This window comes from Bradyrhizobium symbiodeficiens (genome assembly GCF_002266465.3).
Lineage (GTDB): Bacteria > Pseudomonadota > Alphaproteobacteria > Rhizobiales > Xanthobacteraceae > Bradyrhizobium > Bradyrhizobium symbiodeficiens.
Genome location: NZ_CP029427.2, coordinates 1,645,897 through 1,670,858, shown reverse-complemented (window position 1 = coordinate 1,670,858; position 24,962 = coordinate 1,645,897). Strand labels below are relative to the sequence as shown.

The 24,962-nt window shown below is 61.1% G+C and carries 17 protein-coding genes; 10 read left to right on the top strand and 7 right to left on the bottom strand.

The genetic code is table 11. The features are described from left to right. The first annotated feature begins 247 nt into the window (after positions 1-247). Positions 248-6,667 carry a type I polyketide synthase gene (locus CIT39_RS07820; RefSeq protein ID WP_094973827.1) on the top strand — a complete coding sequence of 2,140 codons (6,420 nt, stop codon included), beginning with the start codon at positions 248-250 and terminating at the stop codon, positions 6,665-6,667. A gap of 26 nt (positions 6,668-6,693) precedes the next feature. On the opposite strand, the gene CIT39_RS07815 is transcribed toward CIT39_RS07820, so the two are convergent. After that, positions 6,694-7,764: a hypothetical protein gene (locus CIT39_RS07815; protein ID WP_148667288.1), complete on the bottom strand. Its 1,071-nt coding sequence runs from the start codon at positions 7,762-7,764 to the stop codon at positions 6,694-6,696. A gap of 50 nt (positions 7,765-7,814) precedes the next feature. Then, entirely contained in the window at positions 7,815-8,846 is a 1,032-nt protein-coding gene (locus tag CIT39_RS07810; RefSeq protein WP_162308400.1) for an acyltransferase family protein, read from the bottom strand. Positions 8,847-8,973: 127 nt separating this feature from the next. Between CIT39_RS07810 and CIT39_RS07805 the strand changes: the two genes are divergently transcribed. The 4 genes from CIT39_RS07805 (at position 8,974) to CIT39_RS33280 (ending at position 12,622) form a co-directional block, all read left to right on the top strand. Beyond that, positions 8,974-9,780 carry an FkbM family methyltransferase gene (locus tag CIT39_RS07805; protein WP_094973824.1) on the top strand — a complete coding sequence of 269 codons (807 nt, stop codon included), beginning with the start codon at positions 8,974-8,976 and terminating at the stop codon, positions 9,778-9,780. A gap of 774 nt (positions 9,781-10,554) precedes the next feature. Next, complete coding sequence (locus CIT39_RS07800; RefSeq protein ID WP_414645235.1) at positions 10,555-11,058, top strand: hypothetical protein; 504 nt, start codon at positions 10,555-10,557, stop codon at positions 11,056-11,058. Positions 11,059-11,134: 76 nt separating this feature from the next. Then, complete coding sequence (locus CIT39_RS33165; protein ID WP_094973821.1) at positions 11,135-11,596, top strand: ERF family protein; 462 nt, start codon at positions 11,135-11,137, stop codon at positions 11,594-11,596. A 498-nt stretch (positions 11,597-12,094) separates the two neighbouring features. Continuing rightward, positions 12,095-12,622, top strand: a complete 528-nt coding sequence (locus CIT39_RS33280) for a DUF968 domain-containing protein (protein ID WP_465038484.1) — start codon at positions 12,095-12,097, stop codon at positions 12,620-12,622. A gap of 422 nt (positions 12,623-13,044) precedes the next feature. On the opposite strand, the gene CIT39_RS07795 is transcribed toward CIT39_RS33280, so the two are convergent. From CIT39_RS07795 to CIT39_RS07780, 4 genes are all read right to left on the bottom strand, one after another. Further along, positions 13,045-14,367: a UDP-glucose dehydrogenase family protein gene (locus CIT39_RS07795; RefSeq protein ID WP_094973820.1), complete on the bottom strand. Its 1,323-nt coding sequence runs from the start codon at positions 14,365-14,367 to the stop codon at positions 13,045-13,047. A gap of 175 nt (positions 14,368-14,542) precedes the next feature. Then, positions 14,543-15,484: a GDP-L-fucose synthase gene (fcl, locus tag CIT39_RS07790; protein WP_162308399.1), complete on the bottom strand. Its 942-nt coding sequence runs from the start codon at positions 15,482-15,484 to the stop codon at positions 14,543-14,545. Further along, entirely contained in the window at positions 15,465-16,535 is a 1,071-nt protein-coding gene (gene gmd / locus CIT39_RS07785) for a GDP-mannose 4,6-dehydratase (RefSeq protein WP_094973818.1), read from the bottom strand. The genes fcl and gmd overlap by 20 nt, the downstream gene beginning before the upstream one ends. A 138-nt stretch (positions 16,536-16,673) precedes the next feature. Further along, positions 16,674-17,693, bottom strand: coding sequence for an NAD-dependent epimerase/dehydratase family protein (locus tag CIT39_RS07780; RefSeq protein ID WP_094973832.1), 1,020 nt, complete (start codon positions 17,691-17,693; stop codon positions 16,674-16,676). A gap of 277 nt (positions 17,694-17,970) precedes the next feature. Here CIT39_RS07780 and CIT39_RS07775 point away from each other — a divergent pair, with 277 nt between their 5' ends. Next, positions 17,971-19,074, top strand: coding sequence for a glycosyltransferase family 4 protein (locus CIT39_RS07775; protein ID WP_162308398.1), 1,104 nt, complete (start codon positions 17,971-17,973; stop codon positions 19,072-19,074). Positions 19,075-19,156: 82 nt separating this feature from the next. Next, complete coding sequence (locus tag CIT39_RS07770) at positions 19,157-20,317, top strand: glycosyltransferase (RefSeq protein ID WP_094973816.1); 1,161 nt, start codon at positions 19,157-19,159, stop codon at positions 20,315-20,317. Positions 20,318-20,328: 11 nt separating this feature from the next. On the opposite strand, the gene CIT39_RS07765 is transcribed toward CIT39_RS07770, so the two are convergent. Further along, positions 20,329-20,475, bottom strand: a complete 147-nt coding sequence (locus CIT39_RS07765) for a hypothetical protein (RefSeq protein ID WP_155526014.1) — start codon at positions 20,473-20,475, stop codon at positions 20,329-20,331. Between the two features lie 606 nt (positions 20,476-21,081). Here CIT39_RS07765 and CIT39_RS07760 point away from each other — a divergent pair. From CIT39_RS07760 to CIT39_RS07750, 3 genes are all read left to right on the top strand, one after another. Beyond that, complete coding sequence (locus CIT39_RS07760; RefSeq protein ID WP_244607538.1) at positions 21,082-22,230, top strand: polysaccharide biosynthesis/export family protein; 1,149 nt, start codon at positions 21,082-21,084, stop codon at positions 22,228-22,230. 110 nt (positions 22,231-22,340) lie between these two features. Beyond that, positions 22,341-23,681 (top strand): glycoside hydrolase 5 family protein, encoded by a 1,341-nt coding sequence (locus CIT39_RS07755; RefSeq protein WP_244607537.1) that lies wholly within the window; start codon positions 22,341-22,343, stop codon positions 23,679-23,681. A gap of 42 nt (positions 23,682-23,723) precedes the next feature. After that, the gene (locus CIT39_RS07750) at positions 23,724-24,926 is read left to right on the top strand and encodes a glycosyltransferase family 4 protein (protein ID WP_094973813.1); all 1,203 of its coding nucleotides are present in this window, start codon (positions 23,724-23,726) and stop codon (positions 24,924-24,926) included. The last annotated feature ends 36 nt before the right edge of the window (positions 24,927-24,962 follow it).

Below are 24,962 nucleotides of genomic sequence, written 5' to 3'. Positions count from 1 at the left end.
TTATTGCCAATGTTTACAAAAATATCGAGTTATCTGATCGCGTTCCGTGGACGAAGAACGACAAATGCATAACAATTGCAGCCCAGCACATTAGTGGAACCCTGATCGAACTATTTCTTATCGACCGGCTCGCCGGCGTCGCGGGGCACATCGCCCAATTAAACAGCATTCGTATTTCGACCTTCAAATCATTCAGCGCTCGGCCGCTGATCTAGGCCTCCTCGGGGTGAGCCCAGTGCATGATCAAGTGACGTCGACTGGCGCCACAAGCGGCAGCGAAACGCCTTCCATCGCAGTCATCGGCATGGCCGGACGTTTCCCCGGCGCATCCAGCGTGGCAAAGTTCTGGGAGAATATCCGCGAGAGCCGAGAAACCGTCCGCGTCTTCACCGAGCAAGAGTTGCTTGCCGTCGGAGAGCGCCCCGAAGTGCTGCGCGACCCGTCCTATGTGAAGGCGTGCGGCTACCTGGACGGCATCGATCAATTCGATGCTGCATTTTTCGGCATCTCCCCCCGCGACGCCGCCGTGTTCGACCCGCAGCACCGCCTGTTTCTCGAATGCTCATCGGAGGCTTTCGAGGATGCAGGCTATGTCGGCGCGAAGGTCGACGGCCCGGTCGCCGTCTTTGCAGCGTCAGGCGCGAGCGAGTACTTCACCTACAACCTCACGACCAATGAAGAAGTCCTGCGCTCGATTGGCGCCTGGCTACTGCGTCATACCGGTAACGATCCGAACTTCCTCGCAACACGCGTATCCTACGAACTCGACCTCGTCGGCCCGAGCATGAATGTGCAGACGGCCTGCTCGTCTTCGCTCGTCGCGGTTCATCTCGCCTGCCAGAGTCTGCTCAATGGCGAGTGCGACATGGCGCTGGCCGGCGCCTCTACTATTTACCCCGAGCAGCGAGGCTATCTGTACAGGCCAGGAGAAATCCTATCTCCCGACGGGCACTGTCGTCCATTCGATGCCCAGGCCGGCGGGACGGTGATGGCATCCGCCGTCGGTTGTGTGGTTCTCAAACGGCTCTCGGACGCCCTGCGCGACGGTGACTGCATCCGTGCAGTGATCCGCGGCTCGGCCATCAACAACGATGGCTCCGACAAGGTGGGATACCTCGCCCCTAGCATCAGTGGGCAGGCTCGGGTCATTTCCGAGGCGCTGGACCTGGCCGACGTCGCGCCCGAAGAGGTGTCCTATATCGAAGCGCACGGCACCGGCACGCTGATCGGCGACCCCATCGAAATCGCGGCGCTAGTCGAGGCCTTCGGGCCCGACGTTCAACACCAGTCGTGCGCGATCGGTTCGGTCAAATCGAACATCGGCCATGCCGGCGAGGCCGCGGGCATGTGCAGCCTGATCAAGACCATTTGCGCGCTCGAGCACCGCGAGTTGCCGGCGACGCTGCACTATCAGACGCCAAATCCGCAGGCCGACTTTTCCGCCTCGCCATTCTTCGTCAACGCCAGCCTGCGGCCGTGGCCGGTGGCCTCTGGCAAGACGCGGATCGCGGGTGTCACGAGCCTCGGCGCCGGCGGCACTAACGCCCACCTGATCCTGGAAGAGGCCCCGCGCCGGGTCTTGCAGACGCGTCAGGAGACGGAACCGCAATTGCTTCTCCTGTCGTCGCGAACTAGCGCTGCGCTAGAGGTGGCGACACGGAATCTGGCCGACCATCTAGGGACGAATCCGAGACAGCCGCTCGATGAGGTTGCATTCACACTGATGGCCGGTCGCGAGGCCTTTGGGGTTCGCCGCTCCTTGGTGGCGCGCGATGCGGCATCGGCAGCGGCCCAATTGGAAGCCTGCGATCCGCGGCGCATCGTCACGGGCACGGCCAGGCGCGAGCGTACATCCACAGTATTCCTCTTCCCCGGCGGTGGAGCGCAATACGCCGGCATGAGCGCGGAGCTCTATGAGAAGGAGCCGGTTTTCCGCGAGGCATTGGACGCCTGCATCGCCGTCGTTCAGCCCCGAATCCCGGTCGATCTGCGCAGATTGATGTTCCCATCGCCCGATGCGGTGGCCGAGGCGGACAGACAGCTCGAGTCTCCCTCCTTGGCGCTTCCTGCACTGTTCGCGGTCGAGTACGCCTTGGCGATGCTGCTGCGATCGTGGGGTCTGGTCCCCGACGCGTTGATCGGGCACAGCGCCGGCGAGTACGCCGCCGCCTGCGTGTCGGGCGTTCTCTCGATGCCGGATGCGATGTCGCTGGTTGCGTTGCGCGGCAAGCTGTTCGAAACGCTGCCCCGCGGCGCCATGCTGTCGGTCGCGTTGTCCGAGGAGCAGATGCTGCCCCGACTTGGAAGCGAGCTCTCGCTTGCCGCCGTGAACGCACCTTCGCTTTGCGTCGCATCAGGCCCTGTCGACGCAATCGAGCGGCTCGAAGCCGAGCTCGCTGCGGAGCAGATCGACCACACTCGCATTCACATCAATGTCGCCGCGCATTCATCGATGCTTGAGCCAATCCTGCGGGAATTCGAGCGTTTCTGCCAACCTATTCGGTTTCAGAAGCCCGCGATCCCCTTCGTATCCAACCTGACCGGAACCTGGATCACCGACGCCGAAGCAATGGACCCGGCCTACTGGGTCCGTCATCTTCGAAATACCGTGCGGTTCGACCAAGGCGCCCGGACCGTGCTGGAGAGTGGCCGCCGAGCGCTACTGGAAGTCGGACCTGGCCGCACGCTCGCCAGCCTCTACAGGCAGCAACCCGGCAAAGCCGCCGTGGTGACCACCTCGCTGCGCCATCCCAGCGAATTGGCGTCTGACGTCGTCTTCCTGAAGGAGGCGGTGGGCCGACTTTGGGTCGCTGGCATCGAGCTGGATCCCTCCCGCTTCTTCGCGCAGAACTCACAACGCCGCGTGCCGCTGCCAACCTATCCCTTCGAGAGGCAACGATACTGGATCGACAAGGGCGTGCAGGCCACGACCACCACCTCGCTGACACGGCGGCCTGATCTAGGCCGATGGTTCTCGGCTCCCGCGTTCGTGCGTGCGGCGCCCTCCGGACAACTTCCTGAAGAGGAGCTTCGCAAGCCGTGGCTGGTTCTCGCCGACGGTTCACCGTTGGCCGTCGCGATCGTCAAACGCCTCCGCGCGACCGGCGCACGGGTTGCCACGGTCACGGCTGCGCCCCAGTTTGCAGAGCGCGGCGCGCTGAGGTTCACGATCGATCCGACCCGCGCCGCGGATTATTCCAGGCTGATGGAGGGGCTGCGAAGGCAGGACGCCCTGCCGGCACATATCGTCCACCTCTGGGGGCTCGCGCCGAGGCCGAGGCGGTTCTTCGGCTCGTCCGATGACGCCGACCTTGCTGCCTGGGACGTCGGTGCGGTTCAGAATTTCTACAGTTTGCTGTTTCTGGCGCAGGCCTTGACATTCGAGGTCGAGCAGGTCCGGCTGACCGCGATCGGCACCGCGATCGAGGCGCTTCCCGGCGAGCGCGAACTACACCCCGAGAAGTCCGCCTTGATGGGCGTCTGCCGCGTGTTGCCGCGCGAGATGCCGGGCGCGTCATGCTCGGTCCTCGACGTGGTCGTGCCGCCAGCCAAATCCACCGCGGAAGCGCTCCTGGCAGATCGCCTGCTCGGCGAGCTCTGCAGCAGCAAGCGCGATCCACTTGTGATCCTGCGCGACGGTGGGCGATGGGTGCAGCGTTTCGATCCGCTGGCGCTGGATCCCGCGCCACATATGCGCTCCTGGCTGCGGCCCGGCGGGGTTTACCTCGTCACCGGCGGACTGGGCGGCATCGGTCTCGAACTGATGCAGCATCTGGCGCTGCACTCCAAGGCCCGTCTCGTGTGCGTTGGCAGGTCGGCGATGCCCCAGGAATCGGCATGGGATCGTTGGCTCCAGGACCACGGCGCAGACGACAGCACGTCGCGGAAAATCGAGAAGGTTCGGGCGTTGCGGGCGCTTGGTGCCGAAGTGATGCTGGCCGCTGCCGATGTCACCGACCGGGACGCCATGGCCGATGTGGTAACCGAGGCAACGCGACGCTTCGGCCGCATCAACGGTGTCTTCCATTGTGCCGGCGTGCTCAAAGATCAGTTGATCGCACTTCGCGCGCCCGAGACACAATCGGCGGTGCTCTCGGTCAAGGCCAAAGGTGCCCTGGTTCTGCAATCGCTGTTCTGCGACGGCGACCTGGATGTCCTGGTCAATTTCTCTTCGGTCAGCTCGATCCTAGGACTGGCCGGACAGGTTGACTATACTGCCGCCAATGCCGTCCTGGACGCAGTGGCCAAGGCCCGCACCGCGCGGGGCAGTCGGACGCGCACCGTCAGCATTAATTGGAACGCCTGGAAAGAGGTGGGCATGCTCGCGACCTTGGTCCACGAGCATCAGCGCACGACCGCTGGCGAAATCCCCGGCGCGAGCCCCCTGCTTGGCGACTGCGTGCGTGACGATATCAAGCAGGCATTGTTTCGCTCCGTGCTGCATCCCAGAACACATTGGCCGTTGGGCGAACATGTCGTCAGGAATGGCCAAGCGGTTATTCCTGGCACGGGCTTCCTCGAACTTGCTCGCGCAGCTCTTGCCTACCGGCCCGAAAATCGGGCCGTCGAAATTCGCGACCTCACCTTCCTCCAGCCTTTAGCTGTCGGTCTCGACGAGGAGCGCCCGATCAACATCAGACTGAATCGCGAAAGTGACCATAGTCTCGCGATCTACGGTGAGTCCGAAGAGCAGCTCTATGCCACGGCGCGTGTCGCCTATGTCGATGCGCCAGCAGCTCCAAGGCAATCCGTATCATCCATTCGCGGACGCTGCCGCGAACGTGGCGAGGTGGTCAACAACCGGCTGGTCCAGAAATTCATGGATTTTGGCCCGCGTTGGGCCAATCTCCGGGCGATCAATCTCGGCGAGGGCGAAGCGCTGATCGATCTCGCGTTGCCGCCTGCCCTCGCCTCAGATCTCGCGACCTATGCGCTGCACCCGGCGCTGCTCGACATGGCGACCGGTGCGGCCCAACAGCTAATCCCGGGGTTTGCAGGCCATGACGATTTCTACGTTCCATTCTCTTATGGCCATGTGCTGGTGCGGCGACCGGTGCTAGCAACGTTCTCCAGCCATGTGCGTTTGCGCGCCGCGGACGGCAAAAGCGCAATCTTCGATGTCACTCTGCTCGACGAAGATGGCAACGAATTGGTCTCGATCGAACGGTTCATGATGCGCCGGATCGACGCGTTTGCCGCCAACCCGGCTTCGCCCAGACTACCGCGGCCGGATGGTCGCGAGACGGCCGAGGAAAGCTTCCTGCGCGAGGGCATGACCACTGCGGAAGGCCTCGAAGCGCTGGACCGCATTATGGCCTGCGATGTCTCGCCGCAAATTGTGGCTTCCACTCTCGACCTCAGCCTCTGGCTGGACCGTCTAGACCAAGGCAGCCGCGGCACGCCTGCGGAGGAGGTCAATTGGTCGATTGGAACACCGGGGCTCGTGCGGCCTGGCGGCGATGCCGGCTTCAGAGCGCCCCGCGATGCAATCGAGCGCGACCTCGCGGCTATCTGGCAGGACATGCTCGGCATTCAGAAGGTCTCGATCGACGATGATTTCTTCGAACTGGGCGGGCAGTCGCTGTTCGCGATGCGGCTCTTCAATCGGATTCGCAAGGAGCATGGAGTCGAACTGCCGCTCTCCGTGCTCTTCCAGGCGCCCACCATTGCTGCCACCGCGGCGCTATTGCGAGAAGCCAAGGGCCTCACTGAGATCGATCCATCGACAGATAGCGCCGGGGAGCTCCCGCAAACGAAAGCCCAAGACTTGCCTTCGTCTCAAGGCGCGTCGCCGGTTATTGATCATGTGGCCAGCGCGAGGCTTCCAGCGGAGCCTCGATCATTGGTCGAGATCGCGCGCGGCGGCGATCGGCCGCCATTGTTTTGCGTTCATGGCGCCGGGGGTAACGTCCTCAACTTTCGCGACCTCTCCTGGGGACTGCACCATGACCAGCCGTTCTTCGCACTGCAGGCCCGCGGTGTCGATGGCAGGAGCAGCCCGCATACGTCGATCGAGGAAATGGCTCGGGCCTATATTGCGGAGATCCGCGCGTTTCGTCCGCACGGTCCCTATTTGCTGGCCGGCTACTCGGGTGGCGGTGTCGTCGCTTTCGAGATGACGCAACAACTAGCTGCCTTGGGCGAAGAGGTCCCACTCCTCGTTTTGTTTGACACGTTCCACCCTCAGATGCCGATCCGCACGGTTTCTCTGGACCGGATGCTCCTTCGTTTGCGCGAGGAAGGCCTCGGCTACATCAAAGAGATTGTCGGCAAACGACGCGAACGAGCCCATGTCGCGCGCGAGCAATCGCAAATCAGGAGGCATGTCCGCGCAAACGAACCCGTGCCACACACGCTGCGGGATCGCCAGCTCACCGACAATTTCGGTCAGGCCGCCGCGCGCTATATGCCCCGGCCGTGGCACGGTAAGGCGATCCTCTTCCGGGCCGAGAGCATCCCTTATATCTATGGCGGTGGAGGGCCTTACTATGGGTGGGAGAGCGTAATCACAGGCGGATTGAAGACGGTCATGATTCCCGGCAATCATGACACACTGTTGCTTGGAGCCAACGCGAAGGTCTTGCGGGGCCCCTTGAACGCGGCTCTCGACGAGGCGAACTCGCGGAAACCTCGTCAGTCTGTAGAGAGCGAGCGCGCGGGACTCTGACCCGCTGCCGGCCCGCGCCCAAACCTTCATTTTTTATCGGGCGAAGCGAACGGATTTTCACAATCAAGCGCATTGGCGTAGTCGCGCCGGCAGGAATGAGTTTTGACCAAGCGCTTGAGCGTGGCAAGAACCGGCGCACCTTTGCCGTGGCGAAAAGCTGCATAAGCCGGACAGACGTCCTTTTGCATCAGAGCCCGGCAAGCTGCCATATCTCGGACCGCGACCGCACTCGCCCGCTGGCCGTAAGAGACGGCAAATTGCCATGCCAACGCTTGCAGGTAACGGCCTGTCACCGGCGACAATGTTGCTGGGATTATCGCGTCATCAGGACTGCCGCCGAACAGAACCGCATAATTCACCAGGGCGATGAAGTAGCGCCCCAAATCGCTCATGTGCACATGGTCGGAGAACAGCAGTTGCACACGCGCAGCCGGCGAAATGCCGCCAACACCTGGCACGTTGCCGTCCCACAGCGCGGCAACCAGTTCGGCGAGCGCGCTGCCGCCGGGCAGCACGCGAACGCGCGGCACATCGCCGCGCGGCGGCAGGTCGAGGTTCGCGCGGCTGGCGATGCATTCCCACATCGGCGCGACCGCTCGCTCGTAGTCGATCCAGGGCCGCGGCACCTCGGGATTTATGGGAAGCCAGGAATGATAAAGGAACACCTCGGCGTCGGGATTGCCTGTCAAAAGGTGTTTCGCCATGTCGGTCAAATAGAAAGCGGTGCGCTCCTTGCGCGCGATGGCGGGCAGGTCGTGACGCTCGGCGACGATGAGGACATCGTAGGTGTCGCCGCGTGCCAAGCGCCGGGGTTGGCGCAACTCCTCGGCGACATCCAAGCCGGTACCTTCGCGGTTTTGACCGGAACGATAACCCGGCCAGTCGGACGCCGAAGGCAGGTCGCCTTTTGTCCGCTGGCGCAGCAGCGAATAACCCAAGATCTGCGTTTCAAAATCCAGTTGGTGGCCCAATAAGCCCGCAATCTGCGCGACGACCTCTGGAACCCCCTCGATCAGACTGTGGCCTGAGTAGAAGGCGCGGACGTGATCCTTGCGTGGCCACGACGATACGCCGGCTACGTCAGTTAGCTCGCACACTGCTTGTCCTCGACATTAGTCGCCCAGTAAGCGGAAAATGAGGGCCGTAGCTAAACAGGGACGGCGTCTGCTTTGCGGCGGCCGGATAGCCAATCACGCATCGGCCGTTCAAATCCCCTGAACATTCCAACTGACAGCACGCAGATTACCGCCAGGAGACCAACGACATAGACACTGCCAGGCGCTTCGTCGTGGCCCCGCCAGACGAAGGTGAAGAATGCCATCAACACCAACGCATGGAGCATATAAATCGAATACGACGCGTCTCCAAGCGTGCGGACAAATCTGCAATTGAGGACGTGCTCGGGTACTGCGGCCTCTCCGGAGGCCGTCAAATACACCGACGCGAAGAACGCCGCGATGATGAAATAGTCGTTGGCATGTAGCACCATCAAGACGCCCGCTGCGACTAGCGAAAGCGCGCCAAGCAAAACTCCATGCCTCAGCTTGCCGTAAATCCCCGCGATAACGATGCCGGCCGTGAACGTTGGCAGACCCCGGACTGGGCTGTAGTTCTCATCCCAGTAAGGGGCATGCATGAAGCCCCTGGCCCACAAAACTTCCAGCGTCACGAACCCCGCCAATGCAATAGCAACCAATGACAGCATTCCAAATCTGCGACCGCACAACATGAGGAGCGGAAACAGCAGGTACATGGCAAACTCGACGCTGATTGACCATGCAGGGTAATTGAACTGAAGCGGCGCGTTCAGCGGCCAGGATTGCACGAGGAATATCTGCGCCGGAAGGAGCGACAAACTGTATTTCTCGGGGTTCGGCGCCGTCTTGTGCGTGGCCGCGATCACCGCGACGGCTGCGATAAAAAACCCCAGTGTGACCAGATGCAGCGGGTAGATCCGCGCAAATCTGCGCCTCATGAAGGTAACGAGACCGGGCCAGGTATCGACTGAGCCGGCGTAGCCGTGAGCAATCACAAACCCGGACAGCACGAAGAAGAAATCCACAAAGAGATTGAACTTCTCTACTACAGGGAAGAGTTCCCCGCGCTCATGGTCGTGAAGTGCGACATGATAGACCACGACCGCAACCGCGGCCACGAAACGATAGAAATCGAGTGCCACAAAATGTTGGCTCGTACGTGACAAATTAGTATTCCCTGCTTAAACAGGCTGATCCTAGACTGGATTTGGCGAGTAAATCAATTTGTGATAAAGTCTCGTCCTTATTTCAGTTTATTTAAGGTGCAACATGCAAATTCCCTGGCGACTGAAGAAGCCATTCAGAACTGCACAATCCTACTTTCCGATCCTCAAAGAAGCCAAAGACCAGTTCTATTATTCTTACCGCAAGGTAAGGAGTGTTCCCAGCGAACCGTTTTTCGAAGCTATTCGCTTGTTCAAGGACAGGCTCGATGGGTCTTACATCGACGTCGGAGGGAACCTCGGCCAGTCGATCGATAACATCCGGCTCTACGCACCAAACGCAAGGGTTGTCTCATTTGAGCCAAATCCGGCTCTCGCATCGAGACTTGCAAAGCGCTTTCGCGGCGATCCCGATGTGACTATTCGTCCGATCGGGTTGTCCGACAAGCCCGGCAATTTCCAGCTGCACGTGCCGTCCTATCGCGGCTTTGTCTATGACGGGCTGGGCTCTCTCGACTACCAAGAGGCTCATTCCTGGATTAATTCGGACACCGTCTATTTTTTTGATCCGGCAAAACTTGTCGTCGACTCCCACGCCTGCTCGGTCGAAACTCTCGATGCGCAGAAACTAGCCGATCCAGTCTTCATCAAAATCGATGTGCAAGGCCTCGAATTTCAAGTCGTCAAGGGCGGCGTCGAGACGCTCGGACAACACGAACCAATACTTCTTATCGAGGACTTTAGCGCCAAACCCGACCTCATCGAGTTAACGGCGTCTCTCGGCTACAAGCCGTATACTTTTGAGTCCGGCCGCCTCTTGCCTGGCGCGTCTGAGACCGTCAGCTTCCTTTTCACCCCAAAGCGGATGTCCGCCGTCACAGGCGGACACTCAATGCGGATGCGACCGCGTTAACTAAGTCGCGACGCGTGCTTAGAACGATAGCCGGAAGCGGATCCGCTGCACCTATTATGCCGATCGTTTTCAGGTTGATCAATGCTCAGCGGAAGCTCGAGTCCCTAAGCGGATCCTTTCTTGCGGCTGACGACGAGAAGCAAGCACTTGGTCTTCCAAACGTAGAGCACGATCGAGGGGAAGCGGATTGGCAGTATCGCCAATTTGAGTATGCCGTAGGCATGGAGAAGATCGTCAATGGGGCACTTCGCCGAGCGGCGCACCAACTGCTGATAGAACGCGAGCACTTCGGCGGAAAGTATTCGACGCTAACAATCGAAGAGGGAATCAAGCTCATCGTCAGGGCGACCGCCCCTTTGAAACCGCGAAAGCAGAAAAGAGGTAGACCAGTTGTCTTGTAAGATCGGGTTGGTTGCAACCGATCATGATGTCCGACCACTATGCGATGTGGTCTGCTCCACACGGGAATGAGACCGGCAATAGGTACGAGCGTTGATAGTCGGAAACTGGGCGACGTTCTAGCGGACCGGCTTCCGTAATCGAACTCCCGCGCCTCCACCATTTTCGTCGATAAACTCTACGCCAACCTCCTCGAGCGCCTTCCTTATGGCGCGATCGTTGGCGGCCGTCAGGGCGGTGGCCCCTTCCGCGATCTCTGCTCTTCGAACGGTATTCGCCCCTAAAGCAGAAGATCGCGCCAATTCTTCCGCGCTCCACCTCAGGAGGGCCCGGGCTGCGCGAATTTGAGCCGCAAGAAGTGGTGGGTAACCATGCTTGACGTTCTTTATGCCCTGGAATTCTTCCGGAAAAACCGCCGCAGACGAATGTATGGCCCAGCTTCAACACAACATGTGGGTTGTCGCGGCCAGCTCGGCTGCGCTATCGATCATTACCGGTGACGGAAAAGGGGTGGAGATCACGGTTCATGCGGACCCGCTGTACCAGCACCTTCTCCTGACAGCAGAAAAGAAGTTCTGGCGCTGCGTGCAGACCGGAGAGCCTCCCATCCTGTTCAATATCGAGACCCCTCGGCCAAGGTTGGAGGCCGTCAAGGTCATCGACATTTCAAGCTCAAATGGATTGGCGCAGCTGGCGGCCACTCATCTCAGCACGCAAGATGCAGATCATGAGCACGAAAGCGCGCAGGCCGACTTGAAGAAGGTCGAAGCACAACCCGCGGAGGCGCCCCGTGCATCAGTCAAGGGAGCGCATCGGAGCCATTTGCGGGGGCTCTTGCACGAGCCCAGGCTGAACTCCCAGACCCTGAGAAGACCCTGACAGAGGTCGTCCGCCCGCCGTGCCCTCGGGAGGATGACCGCGCTTCCGCAATGCTTCGTTAGCTTCGGGTCTAGACATCGTCCGCAAAACCCTGAGCCAGCCGGAGATTGCGACCCTTCAGACCACACGGATCGAGCCCACGACCGGCCAGATCCACCTCACCACCCTGCTTGCCCACGCCTCGGGAGAGTGGGTTTCCTCAGAATTTCCGGTTTGCGCCAGCAAGGAGGTCGAGGCACCACACCGTATGGGAGCGGCGCTGACCTATGTCCGCCGCTATGCTTTAACTGCGCTGGTCGGGATCGCCAGCGAAGACGACCTCGATGTCCCGGACGTCACCGCAGGACCCCCGGCCCCCGCCAAGCCGCCTGTCCAGACTGGCGGGCGAGGCAAGTCTTCCAAGGATACCCTAAATCGACCGCCCGTCCTTTCGCCTGAACACTCCCCCGAGTTTCCGCATCGGTTCTCGGCGAGCCCAGTTATCAAGAACGCACCGAGGGGCTGCCTACCTGGGCTAAAGAATGTCCGCTTCTCATAACACCCCACAGGATGCGAGCGTCCGCACTTTGAGAACGCCTATCAGAATAGATTAGAGCAATCCGCCAATCTTACCGATAATGAAGGCACAGGGCCCTCTCACATGGCGGCAGATCCATCTGCAATCAACCGGCGGCCCTTAACGGCATCCGGCCGGGTCGATCTGCCAGGAGCTCACAGCGTGCCGGACCATGCCGGCCTCGCATTTCCAAAGGAGCCTCCGCGACACCGAAGCGAGGAGCACCTTGCTTTTGTCCGCACCCAAGGTTGCCTTGTTTGTCAGAAGGCACCGCCGACGCCCATCATCTCAAGTTCGCTCAACCAATCGAACAATTGACAATTATTCGCTCCTCTTCATTTGGGTCGTTCTGAAGAATGTTGCAGCGTCCCGGTCCAATGAACCTCCGGCGGCAGCCCACGGGAGCGAGACAACGCCGGCCGGCTTTGCGATCCGCGCGAGCCAGGCTCGCACGACGCCCGCCGGCGTGCCGTGCGAGCAATGCGCCGACACTCAATCCACCCTCAGCCCAGAAGAGGAGCAGCCGGCGCAGCGACCCATCCAAGCCCTTGTCCCCTCCGAAGCTGGCCTGGCCGCGGCTGCGGTCGATCAAGCTCAGCCTGGCCAAATGACCGACCAAAGCGATGTCGCCATCCCAAAAGAAGCGCAGCGCAAGAGGAGCAAGGCGCATCTCGCGAGCATCCCTGCCTCGTCTGCAACAAATCTCCGACGGATGCGCATCACCTGAAGTTCGCCCGACCCAGACCGTTAGGGTGCAAGGTAAGCGATGAATTTACCGTACCCCTATGTCGCTCACATCATCAGGCCTTGCACCGAAACGACGACGAAAGGGCGTGGTGGGCGAACATGCAGATATCGCCGCCCATCGCGAGGGCCCTCTGGATGACGAGCACGGCCGAGGTCATTGCCCAAGTCTCATTAGTGGATAGCAAGCAGCCCCCGCAGCGCGCGACGGAGGCCCAACACGATGCACGGCCGATCAAAATCGAAAGAAGCGGCACAGCCTGATCAACCGTTGTCCGTGATGCCCAGCAGGCGACCTGAAACTAATCTTGTGCGAGACGATCAACGGCCCGATGGTAAAGAGCCGCGCGAGTCGATTTTCGGCCCCGGCGGCTCTCTTTCTCGCGCAGCTGATCATCTCCAGTGGAGCACTTGGGCTCTTGCTTCTCGTTTTGCTTTTAGCGAACAGCGTCAAGAAAGAGCTTCTGGGCTGATGTTCGGTGGGTCACAGCGCTCATAACCTCCGGACAGGCCGACAACGACGAATGGATACAAGATATGCGCATCGACGAGCGGTCGCATCGCCGGTGTTTTCGATAGGGGCGACGAAAAGTGCGGAGCCGTTGAGATGTCCTACCAGGAGTAGCCCCAAGCCCAATCGGCCGAAGGCACATTCGAATAAGGGATACAGAGCGATCGCTATCTGCCTAGCCGTCGCGCGACGCACTCGCGCGTCCGAGGCTTTCATAGACGAAACCGGCCTTGGCCATCTCTTCGGGACGGTAAATGTTCCGAAGGTCAACGATGACGGGTTGCGTCATTTCCGCCTTCAACCGGCCTAGGTCGAGCGCGCGGAACTGCACCCATTCCGTGACGATGACGATGGCATCCGCACCGGTCGCGCAGGAATACGCATCTTCGCAATAAATGATGCTAGGCAGCTCGCCCTTCGCCTGCTCCATGCCGACGGGATCGAACGCCTTGACCTTCGCGCCCATGTCGATCAGGCCCGTCACCAGCGGAATCGACGGAGCATCGCGCATGTCGTCGGTGTCGGGCTTGAAGGTGAGGCCGAGCACGGCGATGGTCTTGCCGCGCAACGAGCCGCCGAGCGCCTGGCTCACCTTGCGCGCCATCGCACGCTTGCGGTTCTCGTTGACCGCCAGCACGGATTCAACAATGCGCAAGGTCACGTCGTAATCCTGCGCGATCTTGATCAGCGCCTTGGTGTCCTTCGGGAAGCACGAGCCGCCGAAGCCCGGACCGGCATGCAGGAATTTGGTGCCGATGCGGTTGTCCAGGCCAATGCCGCGCGCGACCTCCTGCACGTTGGCGCCGACCTTTTCGGAGAGGTCGGCGATCTCGTTGATGAAGGTGATCTTGGTCGCGAGGAAGGCGTTGGCGGCGTATTTGATCATCTCGGCGGTGCGGCGTTCCGTGAACATCAGCGGCGCCTGGTTCAGCGACAGCGGCCGATAGATGTCGCCCATCACCTTGCGACCGCGCTCGTCGGAAGTGCCGACGACGACGCGATCGGGGAATTTGAAATCGCGGATCGCTGCGCCCTCGCGCAGGAATTCGGGGTTCGAGGCGACGACAACGTCCGCCTTGGGGTTGGTCTCGCGGATGATGCGCTCGACCTCGTCGCCGGTGCCGACCGGAACGGTCGACTTGGTCACGACGACGGTGAAGCCGGACAGCGACCGCGCGATCTCTTTCGCGGCGGCATAGACGTAGGACAGATCGGCGTGTCCGTCGCCACGGCGCGACGGCGTGCCGACCGCGATGAAGACAGCATCGGCATCCGCGACCGGCTTGGAGAGATCAGTGGTGAACTCCAGCCGCTTGGCCTTGACGTTGGTCGCAACGAGTTCGTCGAGCCCGGGCTCGTAGATCGGGATCTCGCCGCGATGAAGAGCAGCGATCTTCTTCTCGTCCTTGTCGACGCAGATGACATCGTGACCGAAATCCGCAAAGCAGGCTCCGGACACCAGTCCCACATAGCCCGTTCCGATCATCGCGATTCGCATGAAAAACTCTTTCCGTTAACGACGGATGTTCCGCTGAACACCCTAGACCATTTCTCTATCCGGCCGCACGCCCAACATTAGGGCAAGTTGCTGCGCGGACCGAATAAATCTTGACCGCTCTGCGCCGAACAACGGCGGACATTTCCCGAAAGACGCGACATGCGATTGTTGCAATCTACGTATGCGACAGATACGCCGCATATGCACGCTTCAAGCCATCGTGAAGCGAGGTCGCTGCGCGCCAGCCGAGCCTGGCAAGACGGCTGACGTCGAGCAGCTTGCGCGGCGTGCCGTCGGGACGCGAGGTGTCGAAGGCGATCTCGCCGCTGTAACCGACGACCGCGGCCACGACGCGTGCGAACTCGGCGATGGTGATGTCTTCGCCGGTGCCGATGTTGACCAGCTCCGCGCTCGAATAGGTCTTCATCAGGTGGACACAGGCGTCCGCCATGTCGTCGACATAAAGGAACTCGCGCCGCGGCGTGCCCGTGCCCCAGACGACGACGCTCTTCGCGCCCGAAAGCTTCGCCTCGTGGAAGCGGCGGATCAGGGCGGCAACCACATGGCTCAGCTCGGGGTGATAATTGTCGCCGGGGCCGTAGAGATTGGTCGGCATCACGCTGATGAAGTCGCTGCCGTATTGGGCGCGATAGGCCTCCGCCATTTTGATGCCGGCGATCTTGGCGATCGCATAGGGCTCGTTGGTCGGCTCCAGCGGACCCGTCAGCACCGAATCCTCGCGCAGCGGCTGCGGGGCCAGCTTCGGATAGATGCAGGACGACCCAAGGAACATCAGCTTCTCGGCGCCGTTTTGATGCGCGGCCTGGATCACATTGGCCGCGATCGCGATGTTGTCGTAGATGAACTCGGCCCGCAGCGTGTTGTTGGCGACGATGCCGCCGACCTTGGCCGCGGCAAGGAACACGATCTGCGGCCGCGTCCTCGCGAACCAGTCGAACACGGCCGCCTGGTTGCAGAGATCGACCTCGCGCCGGTCCACCGTGACGAGCTCGACGTCCTCCCGTTCGAGCCGGCGCGCGAGCGCGCTGCCGACCATGCCGCGATGGCCGGCGACGTAGACGCTTTTGCCTTTCAGCTCAAACGGTGCGTTTGCCACTCGCCGCATCCCGCTTTGCGCCCGCCAGATCGCTCGCCATCATCTCCGCGACGAGTTGTGCAAAGCTCCGCTTCGGCGTCCAGCCAAGCACCTCGCGCGCCTTGCTGGCGTCGCCGACGAGGAGATCAACCTCGGTGGGACGGAAATAGGTCGGATCGATCTTCACGACCGTCTTGCCGCTCTTCTCATCGACGCCGGTTTCCTCGACGCCCTCGCCGCGCCATGCGATGCGGCGGCCGACCTGCGCGAACGACAGCTCGACCATCTCACGCACGGAATGCATCTCGCCGGTGGCAAGCACAAAATCGTCGGGTTTGTCGGCCTGCAGGATCTTGTGCATGCCCTCGACATAGTCGCGCGCATGGCCCCAGTCGCGCTTGGCGGAGAGATTGCCGAGATAGAGCGTCTCTTCCAGGCCGACCTCGATGCGGGCGACAGCGCGCGTGATCTTGCGGGTGACGAAGGTTTCGCCGCGGATCGGGCTCTCGTGGTTGAACAGGATGCCGTTGCTCGCGAACATGCCATAGGACTCGCGGTAGTTCACCGTGATCCAGTAGCCGTAGAGCTTTGCCACGCCGTAGGGCGAGCGCGGATAGAACGGCGTGGTCTCCTTCTGCGGGATCTCCTGCACCAGGCCATAGAGCTCGGAGGTCGAGGCCTGGTAGAACCGCGTCTCCTTCTCCATGCCGAGGATGCGGATCGCTTCCAGCAGCCGCAGCACGCCGATCGCGTCGGCATTGGCGGTATATTCCGGGCTCTCGAAGCTGACGGCGACGTGGCTCTGGGCGGCGAGATTGTAGATCTCGGTCGGGCGGATCTGCTGCACCAGGCGGATCAGATTGGTCGAGTCCGTCATGTCGCCGTAGTGCATCAGGAACGGCACGTTGCCGACATGGGGGTCCTGGTAGAGATGATCGACCCGCGCGGTGTTGAACGAGGACGAACGCCGCTTGATGCCGTGCACGACATAGCCGAGCGACAGCAGATATTCGGCCAGATAGGCGCCGTCCTGCCCCGTAATGCCGGTGATGAGAGCGATCCGCTCAGCCATAGGCCTGCGCCTGGTTCCCGCGAAAGAGATTCGAAGGACGGGATAACCACCGTTCGCGTCCGCTGACAAGGTCGGCGGCGACCAAAAGCGCAACAACCGGCGTTCCCGGGCGGCACGCAGGTGCCGCCGATTGCGGGGTCAGACGCCGTGGTACTTTCGATACCATTCGACGAAGCGGCCGAGACCATCAGCGATTGACGTCGAAGGCGAGAAACCGACGTCGCGCTGGAGCGCGGAAATGTCGGCGCGCGTCTCCAGGACGTCGCCGGCCTGCATCGGCAAGAGCTGGCGGATCGCCGGCTTGCCGATGATCTTCTCGAGCGTATCGACGAACTCGATCAAATTGACCGAGCGGTTATTGCCGATGTTGTAGACGCGATACGGCGCATAGCTCGACGAGTTTTCCGGCCGCTCGGCGTTCCATGCGGGGTTCGGCGTCGCGGGCCGGTCGAGGGTGCGGATCACGCCCTCGACGATGTCGTCGATATAGGTGAAATCGCGCCACATATCGCCGTTGTTGAAAATCTTGATCGACTCGTTCGCGAAGATCGCGCGCGTGAAGAGCCAGGCGGCCATGTCAGGCCGGCCCCACGGACCATAGACGGTGAAGAATCGAAGGCCGGTCACCGGCAGCTTGTGAACATGCGCGAATGTGTGCGCCATCAGCTCGTTGGCCTTCTTGCTCGCGGCATAGAGGCTGACGGGATGGTTGACCGAATGCTCGGTCGAATACGGCAAGGTGCGGTTGGCGCCGTACACGGAGCTCGACGAGGCGTAGACGAGATGCGCCAGACCGTGGCGCCGGCCGGCTTCGAGCACGGTGACAAAGCCGTCACAATTGGCGCGGATGCTGGTGATGGGATCGTCGATCGACGCGCGCACGCCAGGCTGCGCCGCAAGGTGCACCACGCGATCGGGCGAGACCTCGTCGAACACACGCGTCACCGTGGCGAAGTCTGCGAGATCGATCTCGTAGAATTTGAACCCTGGACGGTGCTCGAGCGTTGCGAGGCGCGCACGCTTCAACGCCGGATCATAATATGGTGTGAGGGCATCGATGCCAACGACCTGTTCGCCACGCGCCAACAGCCGTTCACAAACGTGCATTCCGATAAAGCCGGCGGCACCGGTAACGATCACTGGCCGTAAAGTTGTCATCTCGTTCATACCGCGAAGCAATGCCAGACCAAGACATGAGAGACAAGGTTTGGACGATCACGACAATCATCAAACCGAGCTCATCCATGTAAGCGCATCGAAATGTGTAGGAAACATGATGGTGTCATGCATCCTCGCATGCTATCCGCCCACGAGGACGTTCGAACGATAGCGCCGCATGTGCTACACGTGATATCGTATATCCGGCGCGAATGCTCAGTCCTGAGGCAACATTCGCGTAAGACACCCGCAGAATCCGCAAAGAAAAAGTTCGGCTTTGAAACTCTCCATCAACGGCAGGTTCCTGTCACAGTCGCTAACAGGCGTGCAACGCTACGCCGCCGAAATCGTCAAGGCGATGGACGGCTTGCTCGCGAGCGGAGAGGCTCCGCGGCAACTGCTGGATGCAGAGTGGCAAATCCTGGCGCCCCCAAATGCGCAAACGCTCGCCGGTCTTCGCCGCATCAACGTCAAGCAGGTCGGATCGTTGCAGGGGCACGCGTGGGACCAGGTCGACCTGGCGCGCGCAGCTGCCGGCACACGCCTGGTCAGCCTCGCCAATTCCGGCCCCGTCCTCCACCGCGATCATTTGGTCGTGATCCATGACGCGCAGGTCTTCCGGCGGCCGGACTTCTTCAGCTGGCGTTACCTCGCTTTGCACCGGACGCTCGGCTATTTGTTGGCACGCGCAGCAACGATCGCAACGGTTTCCGCGTTTTCGCGCAACGAACTTGCCGGAGCACTGTCGCTGGATCCGGCGTCGATCCCCGTTATCCCGAACAGCGCAGAACATTTCGCCACCGTCGCGCCCGATTTCTCGATCATCGACACACTGCATCTTGCGCCTCACCAGTTCTTCCTCTTCGTCGGTTCGATGACGAAGAACAAGAATTTCGATACCGCCATTCGCGCCGCCGAGCGGCTTGGCCGTGCCGATTTTCCGCTGGTTGTGGTTGGCGGCGACAACAGCAAGGTGTTTGGAGGCGCAGCCGCCGCATCGAAGGCTGGCGTCATCATCGCCGGGCGGCTGAGGGACGAGGAGATCGCGGCGCTGTTCTCCCGGGCCGCGGCGTTCGTGTTTCCAAGCCTCTACGAAGGCTTCGGAATACCGCCCCTCGAGGCAATGTACTTCGCCTGCCCGGTTATCGCGACGTCCGCCGATGCGGTGCGCGAGACCTGCGACGACGCCGCCGCCTATTTCGACCCGCTGAACGCAGACGAGTTGTCTGCACGGATGCGCGAAAGAATTGAACTTGGCCGGATTTCGCCCGCGGAACAAGAGAAGCAGCGAAAGCGCCTTATGACATATTCCTGGGCCAAGTCCGCCGCAGCGATGCTCGAATTCCTCGCCAAACCCGCATCCGGCCACCCGAAACAATGACGCGGCCCAATTATTGCTGCGTAGAGGCATTAGACGTGCGTCCGCGATATCTGGCGTCTGCAAGACAAGGAAGGAATGACCGTTGTCCAGCGGCCTGAAAGTTCTGCACATCGCCGAAACGGTCAGAGGCGGTATCGCGACCTACCTCAACGAGTTGCATCCGCATCAGAACGCGAGCTTCGGCCGCGGAAACGTCAACTATGTCGTTCCGTCCGACCATCGCGGCGATCTGGTGAACATCGAGGATGACGCCATCACCACGTTTCCACGCGACGGTCGCAACGCGGTCGGCCTGTTTCGCATGTTGTCTGCAACCATGCGTGCGGTCAGGCAGCTTCGGCCTGACATCATCCATCTTCACTCGTCGTTCGCAGGCCTCGTGGTGCGCCCGGTGCTCTGGCTGACCTACCGGCGTTCGCGCATCGTCTATTGCCCGCACGGATGGGCCTTCGGCCGCGAGACCGGCCGTCTCAGCCGCGAGGTCACGAAGTTCACCGAACTCGTGCTGTCGAAACTCACCCATCGCATCGTCTGCATCTCGGAAAGCGAGCGGGCCGATGCCATGCAGGTCGGAATCGCGGCGAATCGCCTGGTTCTTGTGCACAACGGGATTTCCAAGCAGCGTCCCGCGCTCGACAAGGGGGCAACGCCGTGGCGGTCGGACAAGATCAAGGTCCTCTTCATCGGACGCCTCGACCGTCAAAAGGGATACGATCTCCTGATCGAGGCGGCGCGCGCGCTTGGAGACAAGCTCGACGTACGCCTCATCGGCGCGTCGGTCGTCGGCAAATTCCGCAGAAGCGACCTGCCGGCCAATGTCTCGTTTCTGGGCTGGATGAATCGCAACCAGATCGAGGCCGAGCTCGACCAGGCCGACATGATCGCGATTCCGTCGCGCTGGGAGGCGTTTGGCCTGGTCGCCATCGAGGCGATGCGGGCGGCCAAGCCGATCATCGCGTTCCGCGTCGGCGCCCTGCCGGAAATCGTCGAAGACAGTGCGACGGGCGTGCTGTGCGACGAGGTCTCGGCCGAACAGCTGATGGAAGGTTTTCAGCGCGCAGCCCGGCTGGATCTGCCTGCGGTCGGCCGGGCCGGATACGAGCGCTTCACCCGCCTCTACGACATCGAGCAGACCCACCGCACCCTCAGCCAGGTCTATGCCGATGTCCTGCATGTGCGGACCAGCGAGTCCGGACAGCAAGCGGAGCTGCGGTCCGATTTCCCGAACAATCTGCGATCGTAGCGATCGGCCGATCAAGCCATCCGGCGGGCATCATCCTGCGTGAAGTCGCCGTCGGTCACGCGGTTGTCCGAGAATGACCACGCGACTATAAACATGACGACCATTGCGCAGGTGAGAAAGCCCGCCGCGAACAGCAGTGATCCGGTGTGCAACATCATCTTCGCCTTCCCTTTTGGTTGACCGACCACTAGCCGGATCAGGATTAGGAAGACCTTACGGACGCCAGCGTGACGCCAGCTTCCGAATCTAAGCGTTAATGGAGGTGGAATCGCGTCGCAGAAATATCGCTCCGATGCACCGGAGTGACCTCCCCTCGGACGCCGCAGGGACGACGAAAGCACAACGCAAGGTAATTCAAGCTCGAATCCAATACTTGAAGTTTACGACAACGTCATCCAGCGACGATGTCATCGCATGTGCAGGTCCATCGCCGCAGGCTGCTCACAAGTGCGACGACAGCCTCAATCGTGACATCGATCTGACACGTGTATGTCCAGTGCGCGAACTGCTTATTAAAGAGGACGCTCAGCACAAATTTTGAACAGCGATTTGCACGAGCGTCACGGTTCACAAGTTGCAATAAGGTCACAGCCATAAGTGCTTTACCATAAAGTCGAAGACGCAGCAGTGACTCCGCAGCATGGGATTTGTACGGTGATTCCGATTTTAGGTGAGTATGAGGGATAGTGGTGGCTAAAACCGAACGTTTGAATTTTGATTTCGGGATTAGCCGAATCCTGGCTGTCGCTACGATCAGTGCCTCCTTGGCGGGTTGCTCGGGCTTCATTCCCTTAGACGCTCCGGATGCGGTCTCAACGCAAACAAATGCAGCGCTCATCACCGAGCCGACCGCGCCGCTCGCCTACGCGCTGATGCCGGTCAATCCGGCGATCCTCCAGGCGACCAACGCGTTCACGGACTCCTCGGGAATGGTGTTCTCCCGCCTCCCCGGCGGCAACTACCGCGACGTCACGATCGGCATCGGCGACATCGTCACCGTGACCGTGTACGAAGCGCAGGCTGGCGGCCTGTTCATTCCGCGCGAAGCCGGCGTGCGGCCGGGCAACTTCGTCGACATTCCGCGCCAGCAGGTCGACCAGTCCGGCAGCATCAACATTCCCTACGCCGGATCGATCAAGGTCGCGGGACTGACGCCGCGCGCCGTGTCGAACATCATCCGCGAGCGCCTCAAGGACCGCGCCATCGACCCGCAGGCGGTCGTGAGCGTGGCCGAACAGCGCGGCAACCAGATCAGCGTGCTCGGCGAGGTCAACTCGCCGCTCCGCTTCCCGATCGACCCGGGTGGGATTCGTCTGATGGGCGCGATCGCGCGCGCCGGCGGCCCGAAATACCCGTCCTACGAGAGCACGATCACTATCAAGCGCGAGGGCCGAACCTACAGCGAGACGATGTCCTCGGTGGTGCACAACCCCAACGAAGACGCGCTGCTCGCGCCGGGTGACGTCGTCTTCCTGACCCGCATTCCGCGCGTCTACATGGTGTTCGGCTCGACGCCATCGCCGGGATCGATCGGCGGCACCAACAACCGTCGTTTCTCGTTCGAGAACGACAACATGTCGCTGGCCGAAGCGATCGCGAAGGCGGGCGGCCTCGACCCCAATCGTGCGGACTCCAAGTCCATCTACGTCTACCGCTTCGAACCCAAGCCGCTGCTGCAGCAGATCGGCGTCGACGTCTCGCAGTTCCCGACCAAGATGGTCCCTGCAGTCTACAAGTTCGACATGAGCAAGCCCGACGGCTGGTTCCAGGCCGATACGTTCAGGATGCGCGATCACGACGTGATCTCGGTGGCGGAATCGCCCTCGACCGAATTCGTCAAGCTCATGAACCCGCTGAACGCGGCGACCGTGAATGCGGACAATATCAGCTCGGTCATCCTGAATTCCAAGTGATCGCCATGGTTAGCTGCCGCCCATGACCCGGAGCGGCAGCTTCGCCCAATTCGAACCACAAGGGGGAGGTAGTTCGTTCGGCCAGTTGAGGGCCAATGTGGAGCACGAGCGTGATCGAACCGACCAGACCTGTCCTGCGTGGCTTAGGAGTGCTCTCTGCCGTGCTGGTTGCGGCAATCAGCGCAGCCTTGTCTCCCGCCAGTGCTCAGAATGCGCAGCCCCTGGACCAACGAATTCTGCTGGGAATAGGCACGCACCAGGGTCTCGGCGGGCCCATAGGCGGGCGCGGCTATGTCCCCTCCATCGCCGTAAAGCAGCTGAAAGAACTTGGGGTCACCTCGTTCCGTGACGATTTTCCCTGGTCGGATTTCGAGATTCCCGGCCATGCGTTCGGCTTCAACCCGCAGCTCGGCCGCCTCGAGGCCCAGGTCAAGTCCGGCGTCGGAAGGCCCGTGCTCATCCTCGGCTTCGGCCATCACCTCGTCCCCAACTCCGATCCGCCGACGACTGACGAAGCCCGGCGGCGGTTCGTCAACTACGCCGCGGCAGCTGCGCAAGCGGTGGCGCCGCAGCGGCCCATTTTCGAGATGTGGAACGAGTATAATCTCGGCGCACGCAGAAACCCGGACTTCAACGTCGAGAATTACGTTGCGCTCGCCCAAGCGGTGCAGCCGGCGGTCAAGCGCGTGGTCCCCTCGGCCCCCTTCGTGGTCGGCGTGCTCGGCGACGATCCGGGATTCAAATGGACGGATGCGCTGCTGAAGACCGATCTGCTCAAGATCGCTGACGGCATATCGATCCATATCTACAACCACTGCGCGGCGCCTGCCGGACGCATCGCGGCCGAAGCGATGGAACGCCTCGAGACGTTCCAGAAGCGCGTCGCCCAGGCGACGGGCAATCCTAATTATCCGGTCTACCTGACTGAAACCGGCTGGCCGACCGGCGAAGCCAAGTGCAGCGTCAATGAGCAGCTTTCCGCGGATAACATGGCGCAAATGATCCTCTGGGCATCGACGGCCGGGCCATGGCTGAAGGGAATCTGGATCTACGAGCTCAAGGATAGCGGCACCAAGCTGACCGAACTCGAACACAATTTCGGAATCTATCATTTCGACAACTCGCCGAAGCCCGCTGTATGCTCTATTCGCGAAAGCTGGGCATTCATTCGCACAAGCCAGACCGCTGAACGGACGAAGCCCGTTCCGGGCGTCGTCCTCATCCGCAGCAAGAGCGGATCGGAAACGAAGGCGGCGCTTTGGTCGGAAACTCCGACTAAACGTTTTCAAGTGCGATTAAGGGGCGCAGAATCGAATGCCGAGGTCAGCCATGTATGTCAGCAAGGGTCAAGCCCCGCTCCCGGCGCCTGGACCGAGCTATCGACCACGCCGCTCCTCGTTACTTCGAAGGGGCAGACCGCCTTTGATTTCGAGATCAGGCCGGCTAACTGAGGCCCCTCATAACAGCTGCGGTCGGCTAATCTGAGGCACCTCTTGAGAATTCTCATCGTCAACACGCTCTATCCGCCGGAAATCATCGGCGGCGCTGAAGTATCGGTCTCGCTGCTCGCGGAGGCGCTGGCCCAGCGCGGCCGACAGGTCTCGGTCGTCTGCCTCCAGAACGAGCAGGCGCGATCGGTCACAGACCTCAATGGCGTGCGCGTCTACCGCGTACCGATGGATAACGACTATTGGCCGTTTGGCCGCGACGCAAAGCCTTCATCGATCCAGCGCCTGAAATGGCATCTGCGGGACACCTGGAATCGCAAGGCCGCAGCCCGCTTCGCCGAGATTCTCGACATCGAAAAGCCCGATGTCGTCCACACTAATAACCTCACGGGATTTTCCGTCTCGCTGTGGTCAGAAGCCAAACGTCGCAACATCAGAATCGTGCACACCTTGCGTGACTATTCGCTGATCTGCAAACGGTCGACGCTCTTTCGGGCGGGCGCGACATGCATGCAGCGCTGCGCGGCCTGCGCGACGATGACCGCGCCGTATCGCCGCGCTTCGCGCCTGGTCGACGCGGTGACGTCCAACAGCCAGTTCGTGTTGGAGCGCCATCTCGCACCCGGCTACTTCACGGACATTCCCCGCCGCGTCATCTTCAATATCGCCGACACAACTAATCTCGCAGAGACACCGGGGCCTGCTGGCGACGACCTGACCTTCGGTTTCATCGGACGCCTGGAGCCTGAGAAGGGCATCGACGTCGTGCTCAGGGCTGCGGAGCTGCTTCCCGATACCGGCTGGCAACTCAAGATTGCCGGAAGGGGCCTTGAAGCCTACGTGCGAGATATTAAGGCAGCTTCGCGAAATGATCGCGTGCAATGGCTCGGCTTCACCAAATCTGCTGACTTCTACGCCGGCGTCGACGTCTGCCTTATCAGCTCCGTCTGGCCGGAGCCGCTGCCGCGGACGCTCATCGAGGCGATCGGGGCCGGCAAGGCCACAATTTGTTCCACAGCGGGTGGAATACCGGAGATATCGGACTTTTCTAATCTAGTAGGGAAATATGAGCCACACGACCATCGGCGGCTCGCCGAACTGATGCAGGAGGCAATTCGCCAGGCAGATCGATGGAAAAAGAGTTCACCGGCCCGAACGGATTTTGCGGAGAAATTCACCCCCGAGACGATTACGCGGCAATACCTGGAGATATACACCGGCAAGTCCGGGACCTCTTCACAACAATAGCGGGCGAAAAGCTGCAGCGCCGATGCCACAATGGAT